General features: G+C 72.6%; 16 protein-coding genes and 1 riboswitch. Of the genes, 13 read left to right on the top strand and 3 right to left on the bottom strand.

Features of this window, described 5'->3' with window-relative positions:
• Positions 1-19: 19 nt before the first annotated feature.
• A complete protein-coding gene (locus AB0I29_RS16200) occupies positions 20-922 on the top strand; it encodes an endonuclease/exonuclease/phosphatase family protein (RefSeq protein ID WP_357483112.1) in 903 nt (300 codons plus the stop codon).
• A 63-nt stretch (positions 923-985) separates the two neighbouring features.
• Here AB0I29_RS16200 and AB0I29_RS16195 read toward each other — a convergent pair whose 3' ends face one another.
• Complete coding sequence (locus tag AB0I29_RS16195; RefSeq protein WP_357483109.1) at positions 986-1,396, bottom strand: VOC family protein; 411 nt, start codon at positions 1,394-1,396, stop codon at positions 986-988.
• 102 nt (positions 1,397-1,498) lie between these two features.
• On the bottom strand, positions 1,499-1,891 hold the full coding sequence (locus tag AB0I29_RS16190; RefSeq protein ID WP_285100609.1) for a hypothetical protein: 393 nt from the start codon (positions 1,889-1,891) through the stop codon (positions 1,499-1,501).
• Between the two features lie 189 nt (positions 1,892-2,080).
• Between AB0I29_RS16190 and AB0I29_RS16185 the strand changes: the two genes are divergently transcribed.
• The 7 genes from AB0I29_RS16185 (at position 2,081) to AB0I29_RS16155 (ending at position 10,401) form a co-directional block, all read left to right on the top strand.
• On the top strand, positions 2,081-2,986 hold the full coding sequence (locus AB0I29_RS16185; RefSeq protein WP_285100610.1) for a LysR family transcriptional regulator: 906 nt from the start codon (positions 2,081-2,083) through the stop codon (positions 2,984-2,986).
• A 52-nt stretch (positions 2,987-3,038) separates the two neighbouring features.
• The gene (locus tag AB0I29_RS16180; RefSeq protein ID WP_357483104.1) at positions 3,039-4,412 is read left to right on the top strand and encodes a lactate dehydrogenase; all 1,374 of its coding nucleotides are present in this window, start codon (positions 3,039-3,041) and stop codon (positions 4,410-4,412) included.
• A gap of 146 nt (positions 4,413-4,558) precedes the next feature.
• Positions 4,559-4,677: riboswitch (glycine riboswitch) on the top strand.
• A gap of 216 nt (positions 4,678-4,893) precedes the next feature.
• Positions 4,894-7,776 carry an aminomethyl-transferring glycine dehydrogenase gene (gene gcvP / locus AB0I29_RS16175; protein WP_357483101.1) on the top strand — a complete coding sequence of 961 codons (2,883 nt, stop codon included), beginning with the start codon at positions 4,894-4,896 and terminating at the stop codon, positions 7,774-7,776.
• 87 nt (positions 7,777-7,863) lie between these two features.
• A complete protein-coding gene (gene gcvT / locus AB0I29_RS16170; protein WP_357483098.1) occupies positions 7,864-9,033 on the top strand; it encodes a glycine cleavage system aminomethyltransferase GcvT in 1,170 nt (389 codons plus the stop codon).
• 20 nt (positions 9,034-9,053) lie between these two features.
• The gene (gcvH, locus tag AB0I29_RS16165; protein WP_285100613.1) at positions 9,054-9,425 is read left to right on the top strand and encodes a glycine cleavage system protein GcvH; all 372 of its coding nucleotides are present in this window, start codon (positions 9,054-9,056) and stop codon (positions 9,423-9,425) included.
• Between the two features lie 210 nt (positions 9,426-9,635).
• The gene (locus tag AB0I29_RS16160; RefSeq protein WP_285100614.1) at positions 9,636-9,860 is read left to right on the top strand and encodes a helix-turn-helix transcriptional regulator; all 225 of its coding nucleotides are present in this window, start codon (positions 9,636-9,638) and stop codon (positions 9,858-9,860) included.
• Positions 9,861-9,975: 115 nt separating this feature from the next.
• Positions 9,976-10,401, top strand: coding sequence for a (deoxy)nucleoside triphosphate pyrophosphohydrolase (locus AB0I29_RS16155; protein ID WP_285100615.1), 426 nt, complete (start codon positions 9,976-9,978; stop codon positions 10,399-10,401).
• Here the strand turns inward: AB0I29_RS16155 and AB0I29_RS16150 are convergent.
• Complete coding sequence (locus AB0I29_RS16150; RefSeq protein WP_285100616.1) at positions 10,398-11,219, bottom strand: 2-phosphosulfolactate phosphatase; 822 nt, start codon at positions 11,217-11,219, stop codon at positions 10,398-10,400. The two genes, AB0I29_RS16155 and AB0I29_RS16150, sit on opposite strands and share 4 nt — an antisense overlap.
• A gap of 245 nt (positions 11,220-11,464) precedes the next feature.
• Between AB0I29_RS16150 and AB0I29_RS16145 the strand changes: the two genes are divergently transcribed.
• From AB0I29_RS16145 to AB0I29_RS16125, 5 genes are all read left to right on the top strand, one after another.
• On the top strand, positions 11,465-15,028 hold the full coding sequence (locus AB0I29_RS16145; RefSeq protein ID WP_357483092.1) for a phosphodiester glycosidase family protein: 3,564 nt from the start codon (positions 11,465-11,467) through the stop codon (positions 15,026-15,028).
• A gap of 9 nt (positions 15,029-15,037) precedes the next feature.
• Positions 15,038-15,256: a hypothetical protein gene (locus AB0I29_RS16140; RefSeq protein WP_285100618.1), complete on the top strand. Its 219-nt coding sequence runs from the start codon at positions 15,038-15,040 to the stop codon at positions 15,254-15,256.
• Between the two features lie 177 nt (positions 15,257-15,433).
• The gene (locus AB0I29_RS16135; RefSeq protein ID WP_285100619.1) at positions 15,434-16,291 is read left to right on the top strand and encodes a hypothetical protein; all 858 of its coding nucleotides are present in this window, start codon (positions 15,434-15,436) and stop codon (positions 16,289-16,291) included.
• Between the two features lie 235 nt (positions 16,292-16,526).
• A complete protein-coding gene (locus AB0I29_RS16130; protein ID WP_285100620.1) occupies positions 16,527-17,330 on the top strand; it encodes a hypothetical protein in 804 nt (267 codons plus the stop codon).
• Positions 17,331-17,545: 215 nt separating this feature from the next.
• Complete coding sequence (locus tag AB0I29_RS16125) at positions 17,546-18,790, top strand: extracellular solute-binding protein (RefSeq protein WP_285100621.1); 1,245 nt, start codon at positions 17,546-17,548, stop codon at positions 18,788-18,790.
• Positions 18,791-18,821 lie beyond the last annotated feature (31 nt).

The following is an 18,821-nucleotide window of genomic DNA, read 5'->3' as shown; positions in this document are numbered from 1 at the left end:
GCGGGCCCAGGATCATCACGTGCGCATCGCCACGTTCAACGTCCAGCACGGCCTCGGCCCGGACGGCCGCGTCGACAACGACCGCCTGGCCCGGGCTGTCGCCGCGCTCGACGCCGACGTCGTGGGGCTGCAGGAGGTCGACCAGGGCCAGGTGCGCTCCGGGGGAGCGGACCAGGCGGCCCTCTGCGCGGCGGCGATGGGCGCCGTCGACCACCGGTTCCGGCCGGCGCTCGCCGGCCCGTTCCGCTACCCCGGGATCCGACGCCGAGCCCGTCGGGCGGAGCGGCCCGGAGCGCCCGGCTACGGCATCGCGCTCCTGTCCCGGTTCCCCGTCCTGAGCTGGCACACCGTGCTGCTGCCGCCTGCGACGCCCTGGGTGTGGGGCCGCGTGCAGCTCGGCACCGACGAGCCGCGGGTGGCGCTCGCGGCCCGGATCGACGCGCCGTCGGGCCCGGTCACCGTCGTGTGCACGCACCTGAGCGTGTACCGGTTCTCCGCCGTGAGCTGGGCGGGCGGGATGGTCCGGCGCGCCGCCGGCTACCGCCGGGGCGCAGCGGGGGAGCGGCACGCGGAACGTCAGGTGGACTATCTGCGCCGTCGGCTCGTCGGGCTGCGGCGCCCCCTGGTCCTGCTGGGCGACTTCAACCTGCGTGGTTTGGTGCCCGCCGACCGCACCGGCTGGCGTCCCCTCGTGACGGGCGACACGTTCCCCCGGCACGACCCGCGGTTCCAGATCGACCACGTCCTCCTCGACGAGGGCGTGCCCCAGGGCGAGGGCGAGGGAACGGGTGCGGGGGCCGACGGCGACCCGCGTGTGCCGGGCGGGCGCATCGGCTCCGCGGAGGGCCGGGTCGTGGACACGGGCGTCTCGGACCACCGGGCGCTGGTCGTGGACGTGACGTTCACCCGCTCGACGGCGTAGCGCCACGCGGCGACAGCCCACGAAGCCGGTCAGCCCACGAAGCCGGTCAGGCCACGGAGCCGGTCAGCCCACGAAGACGCAGAAGGGGTGGCCCATCGGGTCGCCGAAGACGTAGAGGGGTTCCTCCGGGTCGTCCGACCGGTCGTAGAGCAGCGTCGCGCCGAGCGTGAGGGCGTGGTCGCGTGCCTCGGCGAGCGCGCCGACGTCCGGCACCGTCGTGTCGAGGTGGAGCTGCTGGGGGATGTCGGACTCCGGCCAGGTCGAGCGCGGCAGGTCGAACACCTGCTGGAACGCCAGGTGTGCACCGTCGTCGTTGCGCAGGACCAGCCAGTCGCTGCCGTTCGGGTCGGGTTCGCCCTCCGGCGGGGGCTCGTCGCCGGGGCGGTACGAGAGCCCGAACAGCTCCCGGTAGAACTCGGCGAGAGCGCGTGCGTCCGTGGTGTCGAGCACCACCTGCCGGATGCGTGGGGTCATGGTGCCAGCGCACCACATCCCCCGTCGTACGCAACGGGAACACACGTGCCGCGCGGGATCCGGGGGGAGACGCCGGATCCCACGAGGCAGGGTGCCGCTGGGTCAGGCGGCCTCGGCGAACGCGCGGTAGCTGACCGCGGGCCGCGGTGCGGGTGCGTGGTCGGCGAGGTGGTCCGGGACGTGGTCCGGCACGGTGTCGACGGTGTCCTCGACGACCCGCAGCGCGGCCGCCTCCTTCGCGGCACGCTTCTTGGCGCGCACCACGGTGTACACGGCGTTCACGCCGATCAGGATGGCGGCCATGTTCGACGCGGCGGACGGCCAGATGCCGTTCGCGGCGGCCACGGTGAGCAGGGTCCCGGCTGCCAGCATGTTGGTGCCCTGGAACGCGAGGGAATCGGCGCTCCAGCGCCCGCGGCTGACCATGGCATAGGCCACGAGGCCGGCGATGGCGCCAACCCAGCCGAGGACGGTGACGACCAGCATGAGGGACATGAGAGAACTCCTGGGGAACTGCTCGAAACGATTCGAGGATGTGGCGGAGACCGAGAACCGGTGTCCAAGGGGGAAGGGTGGCCGGCGGTCCGGGAAGAGCTGGGCCCAGCCGCTGCCAGGCTCAATCATGAGCCACATCTGCCTTCAGCACAATCGAATGTTTGTGACTCCGGGATGTAGCATCGCTACATGGCCACTGACCCGCGAAGACTCGCTTTCCTCCTTGCCGTGCACCGTGCCGGCGGGGTGCTCGCGGCGGCCGACCTGCTGCACGTGACGCCGTCCGCCGTGTCCCAGCAGATCGCCCGGCTGGAGGCGGAGGAGGGTATCGACGTGCTGGACCGCGGGCCGCGCGGCGTGACGCTCACGCCCGCCGGCCGGGTGCTCGCCGACGCGGCCGAACGCATCGAGGCGGAGCTCGTCCAGGCGCGGCAGGCCGTGGCCGCCCTGGAGGGTGAGCTCACGGGACGGATCTCGGTCGGGTCCATCCAGACGGCGATCCGTACCGTCGTCGCGCCGATGCTCGTCTCGCTCGCCGAGCGCCACCCGCACATCGAGGTCGACGTGCAGGAGCACGACCCGACCGACTCCGTGCGCCGGCTGCGGGCGGGCGACCTGGACGCGGTGGTGCTGGAGCGCGACGTGGCCGTCGACGCGCCCGCCCCGCGCGGTGCGCACGACGTGCCGCTGCTCGACGAGCCGTGGCGCATCGTGGTGCCGACCAGCCTGCCCGAGCCCGAGCGGCTGGACGACCTCGCGACGCTCACGTGGGTGGGCCCGCAGGCCGGCTCGGCGGCCGAGCGCGCCGCGAGCCGGCTCGCCGCGCAGCTCGGCACCACGTTCGAGACCCGCCACGCCTACAACGACTTCGACACCGCGATCTCCCTCGTCGCCGCCGGTCAGGGCGTCGCGATGCTGCCTGCCCTGGCCCTCCAGCAGGAGGTGCCCGACGGCGTCGCGGTGGTGGCGCTCGCCGGGCTCGGCTCGCGGCGGCTCGTGGTACGGCACCGGCAGAACCGGCACGAGCCGGGCCCGATCGTCCGGGCCGTGGTGGACGAGATGGTCGTGGCGGCCCGGGAGATCGACCTGGGGTAGTGCCCGCCCACCCGGCGATTCCGTGCGCTCCCGCCGACGTAGGCTCCTGCGCATGGACGTCGCCGTACTCGGGGCCACGGGGGACGTGGGCCGTCAGGTCTGCACCCAGCTCATCGCGCACGGAGTGCTCTCCCCGACCTCACGCCTCCAGCTCGTGGGCCGGCCCGACGGGCGCAGCGCCAGCGCGGTCCACGGGCTGCGGACGGACCTGATGGACGCGTTCGACGAGCGTGCGCCCCTGATCGACGTCGCGCTCGCGCCGACCGACGTGGTGGCGGACATCGTCGTGGTCGCGGCAGGCCTCACCGCCGCCGCCGAGGTCGGCTCCGACACCGACCGCAGAAAGCTGGCCGCCGCGAACAAGCAGGTCTTCGAGCAGCACGCGGCGGCGCTGCGCAAGCACGGTTCGGGCCGCGAGGTCGTGATCGTCGTCTCGAACCCGGTCGAGGTCGGCGTGGCGGTGTTCGCCGACGCGCTCGGCAGGCACCGGGTGATCGGCATGGGCGCCTGGCTCGACACCCTGCGGTTCCAGCGGGAGATCGCGCTGTCGCTCGGTGTGCGCCGGGCGCGCGTGTCCGGGTTCGTCGCGGGTCAGCACGGGGAGCGGGCGGTCCCGCTGTGGTCGACCGTGCGGATCGCCGGGCTCGACGTCGCCGAGCGACAGGCTGCCGTCGCGGACCTGCGCCGCGGCCGCACGCTCGACACGTACGCGGACGAGCTGGCCGAGGCCAGGGTGCAGCTCGACGCGGTGGCCGCTCGGGACGTCGCCGAGGCGTTCGCGCTGGTCGACACCTGGCCCCCGGACGTGCGCGTCGTCGCCCGGCCCGTGATGACCCACCAGAGCGGCGCCAAGACCCCGGCCGGCACGGCCGCCGCGACGGTCGACATGATCGCCACACTGCTGGACGGCCGCGAGATCGTGGTCGCCGGTCAGGTCGCCCTCGAGGACGAGGTGCGGATCGACGGGTCGACCAGCCCCGGCCGTGTGCTCGGCGTCCCGGTGATCCTGGGTCCGGAGGGCTGGAGCCGCGTGGTCCTCGACCCGCTGGCCGACGACGAGGCCGCGGCGCTGGCCGCCTCCGGACGCATGATCGACGCCATGCTCGACGGCCTCGGCATCGCCCCCGCCGGTGCCGACCCGGTGGTGGGCATGGCTGCCGCGATGCCGTCCGAGTCCGGTGCCGACATCCGGACGTGGGAGGTCGACGCCGAGGTGCGGGGCGCCGACGAGGTCGGCGTCGTCGCCACGCTGACCAGCGTGTTCTCCACCCGCGGTGTCACGGTCGACGCCGTGTCGACCGGCCCGGGCAGCGCGAACCACGTGCAGCTCCGGTTCCGCGCGGGCGCGCGCCTGGCGCTGTCGCTGGTCCGCACGCTGGAGCGGTTGTCGATGGTGAGGCGGGTCGTGGTGCACAGCACGCGGTGATCCCTGGGTCGGGCGACTCCGGGCCGTCCGACGGCATTCCCCGGGACTGTGCCCGCGCCGCTACGATGTCCGCATAACTGAACATCTTCAACGGCCCTGGCCCGACCAGCTCGACCTCGATCGGCTCGAACCAGGACCGTGCCGCCAGAACCGCGGCGGGAGAGTCCGGCCCCGCGCCGTCGTCGTCCAGACGCCGCGCGACCCGGCGCCGAAGGAGCAATTTCCTCCCCGGGAATCTCTCAGGCCCCCGTACCGCCGCGGCGAGGCAACTCTGGAAAGCGAGCCGCCGCCGGGCAACCGGTGCGGCGGCTCCACCGACGGTGCAAGCCGGCGCGTCCCGCCCTCCTCCCCGCTGTCCGGGAGGGATGACGGACCGGCAAAACTCTCAGGTCGACGTATGCCCGCCAGCGGGCAGGGTCCGATGACAGAGCGGGGAGGGACCGCAGTCGTCCCCACGCCCTCGGACAGCCAGGAGCCCGCCGTGAGCACGCCCCACAACCCCGACGTCTTTGCCGACCGGCATCTCGGCCCGCGCGGCCGCGAGGTCCGCACCATGCTGGACCAGCTCGGCATCGACACGATGGACACCCTCGTCGACCGGGCCGTCCCCAAGGCGATCCGCAGCCAGGCGCCGCTGAACCTGCCGGCCGCCCGCACCGAGGCCGAGGTGCTCGCCCACCTCCGCGAGCTCGCGGGCAAGAACCAGGTCAAGACCCAGATGATCGGGCAGGGCTTCTACGGCACGCACACGCCCGCCGTCATCCGGCGCAACGTGCTCGAGTCGCCCGCCTGGTACACGGCCTACACGCCGTACCAGCCGGAGATCAGCCAGGGCCGGCTCGAGGCGCTCCTCAACTTCCAGACCGCGGTCGAGGACCTCACGGGCCTCGAGATCGCGAACGCCTCCCTGCTCGACGAGGCCAGCGCCGTGGCCGAGGCCGTCGCCCTGATGTGGCGCGCCTCGCGGGCCAAGGAGGGCTACGTCGTCCTGGACGCCGACCTGTTCGGGCAGTCGCTCGCCGTGGCCCGCGGCCGCGCCGAGGCGATCGGCCTCCCGGTCGTGGTCGCGGACCTCTCGAACGGCCTGCAGGCGGGCCTCCCCGCCGAGCTGCCGGCCGGCCAGCTGGTCGGCCTCGTGGTGCAGCAGGCCGGGGCCTCCGGCCGCGTGCTCGACGCCCGCGGCGTGATCGCCGAGGCCAAGGCCGCCGGCGCGCTCGTCACCGTCGCCACGGACCTGCTCGCCCTGACGCTCCTGGCCAGCCCCGGCGAGCTCGGCGCCGACATCTCGGTGGGCTCCGCGCAGCGCTTCGGCGTCCCGCTGTTCTACGGCGGCCCGCACGCCGCCTACATGGCGGTCAAGAAGGGCCTCGAGCGCCAGCTCCCCGGCCGCCTGGTCGGCGTCTCCATCGACGTCGACGGCGCCGCCGGCTACCGCCTCGCGCTCGCCACCCGCGAGCAGCACATCCGCCGCGAGAAGGCCACGAGCAACATCTGCACCGCACAGGCCCTGCTGGCCATCGTGGCCAGCATGTACGCGGTCTACCACGGCCCGGAGGGCCTCAAGGCGATCGCGACTCGCGTGCACGGGTACGCGCTGTCTCTCGCCGAGGGCCTTCACGCCTCAGGCGTCAAGGTCGAGCACGACGTCTTCTTCGACACGGTCCGCGCCGTGGTCCCGGGCAGGGCCCGGGAGGTCGCCCGTGCTGCGGCCGACGCCGGGTACAACCTGTTCGTGCCGGACGCGGACCACGTCCAGATCAGCACGGACGAGACCACCACGGCACAGGATGTTGCGAACGTGCTCGCAGTGTTCTCGGACGAGCCCTTCGCCGTGTCCGGCCCGGTCCTCGACTCGGCCCTGCCGGCGGAGATGGTCCGGACGACCGACTACCTCCAGCACCCGATCTTCCACCAGCACCGCTCCGAGACCAGCATGCTCCGCTACCTGCGCAAGCTCTCGGACAAGGACCTGGCCCTGGACCGCACCATGATCCCGCTGGGCTCCTGCACCATGAAGCTCAACGCCACCGCCGAGATGGAGGCCATCTCCTGGCCCGGCTTCGCGGACATCCACCCGTACGCCCCGGTCGACCAGACCCAGGGCTACACCGAGCTCGTCACCGCGCTGGAGAGCCAGCTCGCCGAGATCACCGGCTACGCCGCCGTCTCCGTGCAGCCCAACGCCGGCAGCCAGGGCGAGTTCGCCGGCCTGCTCGCGATCAAGGGCTACCACGCGTCGCGCGGCGAGGAGCACCGCGACATCGTGCTCATCCCGGCGTCCGCGCACGGCACCAACGCGGCCTCGGCGGCGCTCGCGGGCCTGCGCGTCGTGGTGGTGTCCACGGCGGACGACGGCGAGATCCTGCTCGACGACCTGCGCGCCAAGCTCGACCAGCACGGCCCGCAGGTGGCGGGCATCATGATCACCTACCCGTCCACGCACGGCGTGTACGAGGAGCACGTGCGCGAGGTCTGCGACCTGGTGCACGAGGCCGGCGGCCAGGTGTACATCGACGGCGCCAACCTCAACGCGCTGGTCGGCCTGGCCCGGCCGGGCGAGTTCGGCGGCGACGTCTCGCACCTGAACCTGCACAAGACGTTCTGCATCCCGCACGGCGGCGGTGGCCCCGGCGTGGGCCCGGTCGCCGTGGCCGAGCACCTCGTGCCCTTCCTCCCGGGTGACCCGACGCCGGGCGTCGGGGCCGGCGAGGCCGGGGCGGCGGGCATCCCCGTGGCCTCGACGCGCTACGGCTCCGCCGGCATCCTGCCGATCTCGTACGCCTACGTGGCGCTCATGGGGCCGGACGGGCTGACCGAGGCGACCAAGGCCGCCGTCCTCACCGCCAACTATGTGGCGAGCCGGCTCGACCCGCACTTCCCGGTGCTCTACACGGGCCCGAACGGCCTCGTGGCGCACGAGTGCATCCTCGACCTGCGCAAGATCACCGCCGAGACCGGCGTGACCGCGGAGGACGTCTCCAAGCGCCTCATGGACTACGGCTTCCACGCCCCCACCCTCGCGTTCCCGGTGCCGGGCACGCTCATGGTGGAGCCCACGGAGTCGGAGGACCTCGCCGAGCTCGACCGGTTCGTCGACGCGATGATCGCCATCCGCGGCGAGATCGACGCCGTCGCGGCCGGCCGTTGGACCGCCGAGGACTCGCCGCTGCGCGGTGCGCCGCACACCGCGGCGTCGGTCATGACGGACGAGTGGACCAAGCCGTACTCGCGCGAGCTGGCCGCGTTCCCCGTGGCGAGCCTGCGGGCCGCGAAGTACTGGCCGCCGGTGCGCCGCATCGACGGCGCCAAGGGCGACCGCAACCTGGTGTGCGCGTGCCCGCCGGTCGAGGCCTTCGCCGAGTGAGCTGTCAGACGGAGCCGCACGTGTCAGACGTACAGGTCACCCGGGTGACCTGTACGTCTGACAACGGGCCGACGAGAGGATTGATCCATGGGTGAGGACCGCAAGACCCCGCTGTACGACGAGCACGTGGCGCTCGGCGCCTCGATGACGCCGTTCGGCGGCTGGCTGATGCCGCTGCGCTACACGTCCGACCTGGCCGAGCACCGGGCCGTGCGCGAGGCCGCCGGCCTGTTCGACCTGTCGCACATGGGCAACATCAACGTGACGGGGCCCGACGCCGCGGCGTTCCTCGACCACGCCCTCGTCGGCTACATCTCGAAGGTCCGCGAGATGGGCGCGCGCTACTCGATGATCTGCGCCGAGGACGGCAGCGTGCTGGACGACCTGATCGTCTACCACCACGCCCCCGGCGAGTACTCCGTCATCGCGAACGCGGCCAACGCCGAGCTCGTGCTGGGCAAGCTGCAGGAGCGCACCGCCGGGTTCGACGTGGTGCTCAAGGACGTCCAGCCGGGTCAGGCGCTGATCGCGGTGCAGGGTCCGCGGGCCGTCGAGATCATGCTCGCCACCGAGGGCCTCGTGGAGGACGCCGAGATCTCGGGCGGCACCGCGTTCGCCGACCTCAAGTACTACGCCTGCATGGGCATGCGGTTCCAGGGCGAGCCGCTGCTCGTGGGTCGCACCGGCTACACCGGCGAGGACGGGTTCGAGCTCTGGGTCCCCGCCGACCGGGCCGTGGCGCTCTGGCGCGCCCTGCTCGCGGCGGGCGAGCCCCTCGGGCTGGTCCCGGCCGGCCTCTCGGCCCGCGACTCGCTGCGGCTCGAGGCGGGCATGCCGCTCTACGGCCACGAGCTCGACACCACGACCACGCCCTTCGAGGCAGGGATGGGCCGCGTGGTGCGCCTCGACAAGGTGTCGGACGACGGCACGCCGGTCCCGTTCGTCGGCCGGGACGCCCTGGCCGCGCGCAAGGAGTCGGCGCCCGTGCGGGTGCTCGTCGGGCTGCGGGGCGAGGGCCGTCGCCCCGCGCGGGCGGACTACGACGTGGTGCAGCGCGGCGTCGGCACCGAGGTGGGGGCCGTCGTCGGGCGCGTGACGTCCGGCGCGCCGTCGCCCACGCTCGGCTACCCGATCGCGATGGCCTACGTGACGCCCGAGGTGTCGGCCGAGGGCACCGAGCTCGCCGTCGACGTGCGCGGGCGGGCCGAACCGTTCGTGGTGGTGCCCATGCCGTTCTACCGTCGTCCTCAGAACTGACCTACACGCAAGGAGCTGTCATGGCTGACTTCCCCGAGAACCTGAAGTACACCACCGAGCACGAGTGGCTGGACGGGTCCACCCCCGCCGTCATCGGCGTGACCGACGTCGCCGCCGAGGCGCTCGGCGACGTGGTCTACCTCGAGCTGCCCGAGGTGGGTGCCACCATCGAGGCGGGCTCCGTGGTGGGCGAGATCGAGTCCACCAAGTCGGTGTCCGAGCTCTACTCCCCGGTGAGCGGCACCGTCACCGAGGTGAACGCCGAGGCCGTGGACAACCCGGAGATCGTCAACCAGGACCCGTACGGTAAGGGCTGGCTCTTCAAGGTCGAGGTGTCCGGTACGGGTGAGCTTCTCACCGCCGCCCAGTACGCGGAGCACACCGGGAGCTGACCCGGTCCCGGGGTCAGCAGGACCGAGCGGGCGAAATCGCCCCCTTAGGTGCACTTTCGTGCCCTCGGGGGGCGATTTTGATCTCGGAAAGGTAACAGTCAAGAAGTTCTTTCAGAACCGCGTCATGAAGTTACGGCGGCCAAGTCCTTCTCATAGCAGCAACCGTAGGCCGGAACCCCAGAACCGGCCGCTGTGTGGAGGAAAACGACCATGACCGCGATGACCCTTGACCACCGTCTCCCCAGCCTCACTCGTCGTGAGCGGGTGATCCTGGCGAACCTCACCGAGGACGCCACACTCGAGCAGATCGCTCGACGGCTCTACGTCACCCGCAACACGGTGAAGACGCAGGTACGCAGTGTGTACCGCAAGCTCGGCGTGTCCTCACGCGCGGAGGCGATCGCCAAGGCGAACGAGTTCGACATCGTCGCCTGACACGCAGCAGTTCCCCGACGACGGCGCCATTCCCCAGAGGCGCCGTCGTCGTGCTGTGTCCGGACGTGGTGGCTCGCCGGTCCGGCCGGACGGTCCGGGTGGAAGACTGCTCGGCATGCAGCAGACCCTTATCGACGTGGTCGCCGCCGCGATCGTGGACGACCTGGACCGGCCCACCCGGCTGCTCGCCGCGCGTCGCTCGGCGCCGGCGGCGCTCGCCGGCCGCTGGGAGCTCCCCGGCGGCAAGGTCGAACCCGGTGAGGCGCACGTCGACGCGCTGCGCCGTGAGCTCGCCGAGGAGCTCGGGGTGCGGGTCGACGTGGGCGCCGAGGTACCCGGCCCCGACGACGGCGCGTGGCCCATCACCGAACGGCACCGGATGCGGGTGTGGCTCGCGCTGCTGGCGCACGGCACGCCCGAGCCTCTGGAAGACCACGACGAGCTGCGCTGGCTCACCGCGGCCGAGCTGGACGACGTGCCCTGGCTCGACGGCGACATCCAGATCGTGACGGCCCTCGCGGGCCGGCTCACGAGGGGCTAGCGGACGCTCGCGCCGACGTTCCGGCGCCCCCGGGCCGCGGCGACGCGGTGCCCCAGCGGTACGAACGCGCCGTCCATCAGCACCGGCACCACGTCGGTGGCGTCGACCTCGGTGGCGATCGTGACGTCGTCGGCGAACCCGGAGTCGAGGAGCTCGCGGCCGCTCGCCGTGCCGCCCACGGAGTCGACGATGTCCCGGGTGCCCTTCCACAGCGTGACCGTGGCCTCGGTCTCGGGGGAGATGCTCACGTCAGGCAGCATCGCGGTGAGGCGCGCGGCGATGGAGCCGACGGCCAGGTAGTCCTCGAGGGCGGGGCGCAGCGTGTCGTCGGGCCAGCGTTCGCCCACGGGGACCAGCACGACGTCGTGCCGCTCGGACGCGTCCAGGTGCGCGGCGGCGAGGCCGGCCACGGCCTTCGCGTTGCGCAGGCTGCCGGCGACGATCAGGGCGCCGCGGTTCGCGATGGTGTGGCAGATCTGCGCGGCGCTGGGCGACGGGATCACGAGGCGCTCGGCGTCGAGGTCCTGCAGTGACGCGGGCGAGATGCTGATGCCGTCCTCCCACCGCGGGCCGGCGAGGGCCGCGCGCATGGTGCGCGCGAGTCGGGCCGCCCCGGCGGGATCGTGGTACGGGAACGGGTACACGCCGGCGCCCTGCTCGCAGGCGACGGTGACCGTGGTCGAGAAGGAGAGCACGTCCACCACGACCACGAGCGACGAGCGCGCATCGGTGGCGGTGAGGGCGAGCGCACCGGAGATGCCCCAGTCCGTGCGCACACGGGCAGGACGTTGGTCGAAGGCCGGGGACGTGTTTGCCACGAACGCATCGTAGTGTCACCCGAACTCGCCCATGTTTCGCGTTCAGTGAACAACGTTGCGATTCGGGTGATATTCACACTTTGGTCGTCGGGCCATAACCTCGCCGCGCAACCCTGCCGCAGAACGCTCCCCCCGACTCCCCAGAAGGAACGAGCATGCGACGAGTCCTGTCCGGCGCACGGCCGGAAAAGCCGCGAGGAATACTCACCAAAGCGCTGACCTGCACAGTTGCCGCCGCATTTCTCGTGGCTCCCGCGAACGGCGCCTTCGCGGCGCCGCTCCCCGCACCGGAGGACGTACCGCGCGCCGCGACGGCGCTGACCGCTCCGACCCCGTTCGCGAGCACTCTGCTGCCGTCCGGAAGATCCGCGGGGACCTCCGGAGAAGTCACCCCGCTCCGGCTCGACGACGGCGGCGACGCCATCGTCACCCGCCGCGAGGAGCGGCGGATCGCGCCTGGCCTGGAGCTCACGCGGTTCGCGCGGCTGGGCGAGGACGGCTGGCTGAGCGGCGAGGTGCTCGTCGCGGACCTCGGCGCGGCGGGCGCCGACGGGCAGGTGCCCCGGGGCACGGTGCGCGTCGGCTACGTGGGACCGGAGCACGTCGCCGACACCGCGCCGGTCTCCGAGATGGCCTCCTCCCGCGGCGCGATCGCGGCGATCAACGGCGACTACTTCGACATCAACAACTCGGGTGCCGCCCTCGGCGCGAGCGTCGACGACGGCACGCTGGTCAAGTCCGCGTCGCCGGGCCGGGAGCGCTCGGTCGCGTTCGGGTCGGACGGCGTGGGGCGGCTGGCGCAGATCTTTCTCGAGGGTTCGGTGAGCTGGGCCTCGGCGTCGGGCGCCGACGCCGGGGCCCGTACCGAGGTCCCGGTCAGCGGCCTGAACGTCACGGCCCTGCCCCAGGCCGGGGTGGCCGTGTTCGACGCCGGGTGGGGCGCCTTCACGCGCACCCGTCCCCTGGCGGCCGGCGAGCAGGGTGTCGAGGTGACGGTCTCCGCGGACGGCACCGTGACCGCCGTCGGGCAGCCCGGGGACGGGCAGCTCCCGGACGGGACGCGCGCCGTCGTGGCCCGGCCCGGAGCCGCGGCCGACGCGCTGGCCGCCCTGCGGCCAGGCGACCACGTCGACCTGGCGTACGGCGTCCGCGCCGACGCGGGCGACGTCGCCGTCGCGATCGGCGGCGGCCCGGAGGACCCGCTGCTGGAGGACGGCGAGGTCACCTCCGCGACCGGCGACCACGTGGAGCTGCGGCACCCGCGGACCGCGGTCGGCTTCGACGCGTCCGGCACCCGCGCGTACTTCGTGGTGGTCGACGGCCGCCAGACCCACAGCATCGGGATGAACCTCTACGAGCTGGGCGAGCTCATGGCCCAGCTCGGTGCCGACGACGCGATCAACCTCGACGGCGGTGGCTCCTCCGAGATGGTCGCCCGGCTGCCCGGCGACAGCGCCAACACGATCCTGAACAGCCCCTCCGACGGTTACGAGCGGTCCGACGCGAACGGCCTCGGCCTCTACGTCCCCGCGGGGTCGGGCCGCGTCGCGGCCTACGACGTGCGCACCACGGTCCCGGCGGACGACGCCGACCGCGTCTTCCCCGGTCTGCACCGCACCCTGACCGGCAAGGGGTACGACGACGCCATGGGTCCTGTCGCGACCGAGCCCTCCTCGTGGCGCGCCCGCGACGGGCGGGTCGCCTCCGTGCGCGACGGCGTGGTGACCGGCCGCCGGACCGGCAGCACCGTCGTCACCGCGGCGTCCCTGAGCCGCTGGGGTCTTGCCTCCGGGACAACCGAGGTGGAGGTGCTGGGCAGCCTGGTCCGGACCGGTGTGGACACGCCGGTCGTCGGGCTGGAGGACGCCGACGCGACCGCGCCGCTCGTGCTGACCGGCTACGACGCGCGGGGGTTCTCGGCACCGATCGAGGCACGGGACGTCACGGTGACGGCGGTCGAGCCGGGCGAGCCCCGGATCGCGGGGGTGCGTGCGACCCGTGAGCCGGTCGCCGAGCTCGTCCCCCAGGCCGACGGGTCCTTCGAGGTCCGCGCGCTCGCGGCGGTGGGCGGCACGACCTTCGAGCTGACCGTGCCCGGCCCGGCCGGGACGGACCTGACCACCGAGGTGGCCGTGACGGTCAGCCTGGAGGAGGACGTCGTCGCCGACTTCGCGGACGCCGCCTCCTGGACCTCGGCGAACGACCGGGCGCCGGGCGGTTCGCTCGCTCCGGCAGCGGGACACGACGGCGCGGCGGGCCTGCGCATGACGTACGACTTCACACGGTCCACGGCCACGCGCGGCCAGTACGCGGTGCTGCCGGAGGCCGCGGCGGGCGGGCGCGAGCTGCCCGGCGCGCCTCGCGCGGTGACGATGTGGGTGGACGGCGACGGCCACGGCGCCTGGCTGCGGCTCCAGGTGCGGCAGGGCGACGGCGTGGTCACGCAGCTCGACGGCCCCGAGGTCACCTGGACCGGCTGGCGGCAGGTCACCTTCCCGGTGCCCGACGGCGTCGCGTTCCCGCTCAGGCTGCAGCGCGTGCGCGCGCTGGAGACGACGGCGGGCGAGCAGTACACGGGCGCGCTGACCCTGTCGGCGATCGCCGCGCAGGTGCCGCCCGCGGTGGACGCCCCCGAGACGCCCCGCGTCGAGGACCCGGTCGTGGCGGCCGACGGCGCCACTGACGGCGCGCCCCTGCGGGTGGCCGTCCTGTCCGACGCCCAGTTCGTGGCGCGCGACCCCGAGTCGGGCGCCGTGGCCGGTGCCCGCGACGCGCTCCGCGAGATCGTCGCCGACGACCCGGACCTGCTGGTCATCAACGGCGACCTGGTGGACGAGGCCGCCCCCGAGGACTTCGACCTCGCCCGCCGCGTCCTCACCGAGGAGCTCTCCGGCGCGGACTTCCCCTGGTACTACGTGCCCGGCAACCACGAGGTGATGGGCGGTTCGATCGCCAACTTCGAGGAGGAGTTCGGCGAGCGGACCCGCGTGCTGGACGTCCCGACCCCGGGTCGGGCGGGTGGGACGACGCGGCTCGTCATGCTCGACTCGTCCTCGGGCCGCCTGGGCACGGACTTCGCGCAGGTCCGGATGCTCCGTGAGGCGCTCGACGACGCCGCGACCGACCGCGCCGTCACCGGTGTGCTGGTGTTCGCCCACCACCCCCTCGACGACCCGCTCCCGACCAAGGCCAGCCAGCTCACCGACCGGCTGGAGGCCGACACGCTGCGCGGGTGGTTCGAGGAGTTCGAGGAGTCGTCCGGCAAGTCGATCGCCTCGGTGGGCTCCCACGTGGGCGTCTTCCACGCGAGCACGCAGGACGGCGTGCCGTACCTGGTCAACGGCAACTCCGGGAAGGGCCCGGCGAGCACCCCGGCCGACGGCGGCTTCACGGGCTGGTCGATGCTGGGCGTCCACCCGGCGTCGGGCCGTGTGTCGGGACCGTCGGCCGGCGGCCGGTCCGCCGACCCCTGGCTGGCCTGGGAGGTCAACACCCGTGCCGAGCAGGTGACGGTCTCCGGGCCGGAGTCGCTCGAGGTGGGCGGCACCGCGGTAGTGAGCGCCGTCGTCGTGCAGGACGGGACCCGGGAGGTGCCGGTGGCCTGGCCCGTCTCGTCGCGCTGGGGCGGCCCGGGCGTGTGCGTGACGGACGAGCGGGGCCGCGCCGCCCTGCGGGACTGCTCCCGCCACGCGGTGCTCGCGCTCGACCCCGCGATGCACGAGCTGTCGGCCCTGCGCGCCGGCCGGGCCACGGTGACCGTCACGGTCAACGGGGTGCAGGACGAGCTGCCGGTCATCGTGAGCCGGTAGATTTGGCTCATGAGCAACTTCGAGGTGGCACGCAGGCAGAAGCAGGAGCCCACGGCGGCGCTGGTGGTTCGCTTCATCGTGTGCTTCGCCCTGTTCCTGGGCGGGTTCGCGCTGATGGCCGTCGGCTCGATCGGCGACGCGGCATCGTCGCCGTACGTGTTCGTGGGCGGCATCCTCGCCGTCGGGCTGTCGTTCGGCCTGCCGATGATCGGCGCCACGGAACGATGAGCACCGCGCGGTAGGCAGCGCGAGCCGAAGAGCGCCCGTCCGGTCCCGACCGGGCGGGCGCTCTCGTGCTCTCTTCACCCACAACGTTCTGGTGCTCCCGTCCGTGGACGGTGGTGGAGCCTGGCGCCGAGCGGTGTGCGCGGCGGGACAGGCACCGTCGACAGACAGGAACTCGCGATGTCTCTGCTCAGCACGTCCCGTACCCCTCTGCTCCGCCGGGGGCTGGTGGCGCTGGCCACCTCCGCGGCTCTTCTCGCCTCGGGCCTCGTCGTGGCCCCGACGGCGCAGTCGTCGTCGCTGCCGGTGGTCGACGTCCACCGGTCCCAGGGCACCACGGTCACCACGTCGATGTACGCCTCGGGCTCGACGATCACCGGCGACGTGGAGCGGCAGAAGCTCTACCCCGCCGAGGTGGGCTACACGGTCGCCCTCGCGGCGTCCGGCGGGACCATGCTGGGCGCGGAGGTCGAGGTCACGGTCCAGAAGATCAACAGCCGGCAGGTGCGCAAGCGCACCATCGAGATGAAGCGCAGCACCACCGGCTTCCTGAGCAGGGGGACCCTCGACTTCAACGGAGCGGTCATCCAGCCCGGGACGTACCGCGTGGGCGTCGAGGTGTTCACGGTGGTGCGCAAGCCCGACGGCACCCGGGTCCGGCACCTCGTCGACGTGAGCAACGGCAAGACGGTGCAGCTCCGCCGTGACACGCGGACCGACGGGAGCATCAGCACGCAGGCGACGGACGGCCGTCCCGCGCGGATCAACGCCACCACGAAGATCCTGGTCATCGACCGCGGGACTCTCTCGTGGGGCCCGAACCGTTGGGGTACCGCGGTCCTCTCCTTCGACGCGGACGGCCCGAACGAGCCGAGGAAGCCCGTCTTCGTGCGGGACCTGAAGATCGGGACCGACGGCCGGATCTCGACGGTCGTCGAGTCCCGCAAGGGCTGGTGGAAGGTCACCTACCAGGGGACCTCGAGCCGCGCCGCCTCCGTGGCGTGGATCGGGCAGGGCGACGTGGGCTGCGGCTGCTGACCGTACGAGGCAGGCGGTGGGTCCCGTCGTCGGCCGCAGGGCAGGGCGAGGGTCGCGGCCGCGGGCCGCGGCCCTTCGCCGTCTTCACCCACAACGATTCCCGGCACCCGTCCGTACTGGTGTGTACAAGCCCGACGGCGAGCGACGTGCTCGGGACGGGCATCCTCCGAAGGACGGGAACACCACGATGTCTCTGCACAGCACGTCTCGTACCTCTCTCTTCCGCCGTGGCCTGGTGGCACTGGCCTCCGCCACGGCCCTGCTCGCCGGGGGCCTCGTCGTCGCCCCGGCGGCACAGGCGGCGGCGCTGCCGGTCGTCGATGTCCACACGCGCCAGGGCACCACGGTCACCACGTCGATGTACGCCTCGGGCTCCACGATCTGGGCCGACGTGGACGAGCAGGAGCTCCGCCCCGCCAGGTTCGGGTACACCGTCGCCCTGAAGGCCTCCGGTGGCACCATGCTCGGCGCGGAGGTCGAGGTCACGCTCCAGAAGATCGACCGTGAGCCGGTGCGCAAGCGCACGATCGTCCTGAAGCGCACCAGCAGCACCGCCATGGTCAAGCGGGGCGCCATCAACTTTACCGGGACCATCGACCCCGGGACCTACCGGGTGGGCGTCGAGGTGTTCACCGTGATCCGCAAGGCGGACGGGACCCGGGTGCGGCACCAGATCGACGTGAACGAGGCGCAGCGGGTGCAGTTCCGCCGCGCCACCACGGTCCACGCGGGCATCTCGTCGGATGCGACCGACGGTCGTCCCGTGCGGATCAACGCGACCGCGAAGGTGCTGCGGGTCGCCGACGACGGCTCCGTCTCGTGGCTGCGGCTCCGCTCGGGCGCCGCGATCCTCTCGTACGACCCCGACGGCCCGTGGGGCGAGAAGAGAGCCGTCTTCGTGCGGGACCTGAAGATCGGGTCCGACGGCCGGATCTCGACGGTCGTCAACGCTCGCGACGGGTACTGGAAGGTCACCTACCCGGGGACCTCCCGCTTCGCCTCGGGCACCGGCTGGATCCCCGAGCTCTGCGGTTGCTGACCACAGGGGTCGGCGCACCTCGCCGTCGGCCCGGAAACCCGCCAGGAGAAGGGCCGCAGCCGCCGGCTGCGGCCCTTCTCGCTGCCTCTTGGTTGCCCCAGGGGCAGGTCTGGAAACGCTGTGTCACCCGTGTGTCACAGGTTTGTTAGAACCATTGACAGATTCCGACCCGAGTGAAAACGTGACCTGCACCACCACGAAGGAGAGGGACGGCAATGGCGCAGTACAAGAGGCTCGGCGGGATCATGGCGATCACGCTTGCCGCGACAACCGGACTGACGGCCTGCGGGTTCGGCGGGTCCAGCGGGGAGGCGACCGGCGACGGGACCACTCTCGACCTGCTCGTCCCCAGCTACTCCGACGCCACCCAGGGAAACTGGGACGACGTGATCGCCGGGTTCGAGGAGGAGAACCCCGACATCGACGTCAACCTCCAGGTCGAGTCCTGGGACAACCTCGAGTCCGTCATCGCCACCAAGATCCAGGGCGGCGACGCACCCGACATCTACAACGGCGGCCCCTTCGCCGGCTTCGCCGAGGACGAGCTGCTGTACCCGGTCGAGGAGGTCACCTCCGAGGAGACCTACGCCGACTTCCAGCCCACGTTCCTGGAGAACGCCCAGGTGGGCGGCACCACCTACGGCCTGCCGTTCATCGCGTCGGCCCGTGCGCTGTTCGTCAACGACGCGCTCCTGGAGGAGGCGGGCGCCGAGGTGCCCACCACCTGGGACGAGCTGCTCGAGTCCGCCAAGAAGGTCTCGGAGCTGGGTGGCGGCGTGGCCGGCTACGGCATGCCGCTCGGTTCGGAGGAGGCGCAGGCCGAGGCAGCGGTGTGGCTGTGGGGCGGCGGCGGCACCTTCGGCGACGCCGAGGCCATCACGATCGACACCCCCGAGAACCTCCCGGGTGCCGAGTTCGTCAAGAAGATGATCGACGAGGGCGCCACGCAGGCCGACGCCGGCGCGACGGACCGCAGCCCGCTGTTCGACATCTTCGTCCAGGGCAAGGTCGGCATGCAGGTCGGCCTGCCGCCGAGCGTCGGGCAGATCGAGTCGGACAACCCCGACCTGGAGTACTCGATCCACCCGATCCCCACCGAGGACGGCTCGCCGTTCACGCTGGGGGTGGCCGACCACCTCATGGCGTTCCAGAACGACGGCGACAAGCAGGAGGCCATCACCGCCTTCTTCGACTACTTCTACTCCGCCGACGTCTACGTGCCGTGGGTCCAGGCCGAGGGCTTCCTGCCTACGACCCTCTCGGGCTCGGAGCAGCTCGCCGGCGAGGAGGCGCTCGCGCCGTTCCTCGAGGTGCTGCCCGACGCGCAGTTCTACCCGAGCACCAACCCGGACTGGGCCGCGGCCGACTCCGCGTTCAAGGCGCTCTTCGGTCAGCTCGACGGGAAGAAGTCGGCGCAGGACGTCCTGACCGAGATCCAGGAACAGGTCGACGCGGGCTGACGCCCCGCACCGACCGCCGTGCCCGGCACGG

Origin of the sequence: Promicromonospora sp. NPDC050262 (genome assembly GCF_040655935.1) — a bacterium.
GTDB lineage: Bacteria > Actinomycetota > Actinomycetes > Actinomycetales > Cellulomonadaceae > Promicromonospora.
This window is presented reverse-complemented; position numbering and strand designations above follow the sequence as displayed.

Bases quoted from the DNA above. Each gene is read 5' to 3' on its own strand.
- AB0I29_RS16180 (WP_357483104.1), top strand. From the start codon at position 3,039: ATGGACGTCGCCGTACTCGGGGCCACGGGGGACGTGGGCCGTCAGGTC.
- gcvT (WP_357483098.1), top strand. From the start codon at position 7,864: ATGGGTGAGGACCGCAAGACCCCGCTGTACGACGAGCACGTGGCGCTC.
- AB0I29_RS16190 (WP_285100609.1), bottom strand. From the start codon at position 1,891: ATGTCCCTCATGCTGGTCGTCACCGTCCTCGGCTGGGTTGGCGCCATC.
- AB0I29_RS16155 (WP_285100615.1), top strand. From the start codon at position 9,976: ATGCAGCAGACCCTTATCGACGTGGTCGCCGCCGCGATCGTGGACGAC.
- gcvH (WP_285100613.1), top strand. From the start codon at position 9,054: ATGGCTGACTTCCCCGAGAACCTGAAGTACACCACCGAGCACGAGTGG.
- AB0I29_RS16195 (WP_357483109.1), bottom strand. From the start codon at position 1,396: ATGACCCCACGCATCCGGCAGGTGGTGCTCGACACCACGGACGCACGC.
- AB0I29_RS16160 (WP_285100614.1), top strand. From the start codon at position 9,636: ATGACCGCGATGACCCTTGACCACCGTCTCCCCAGCCTCACTCGTCGT.
- AB0I29_RS16185 (WP_285100610.1), top strand. From the start codon at position 2,081: ATGGCCACTGACCCGCGAAGACTCGCTTTCCTCCTTGCCGTGCACCGT.
- AB0I29_RS16140 (WP_285100618.1), top strand. From the start codon at position 15,038: ATGAGCAACTTCGAGGTGGCACGCAGGCAGAAGCAGGAGCCCACGGCG.
- AB0I29_RS16125 (WP_285100621.1), top strand. From the start codon at position 17,546: ATGGCGCAGTACAAGAGGCTCGGCGGGATCATGGCGATCACGCTTGCC.
- AB0I29_RS16135 (WP_285100619.1), top strand. From the start codon at position 15,434: ATGTCTCTGCTCAGCACGTCCCGTACCCCTCTGCTCCGCCGGGGGCTG.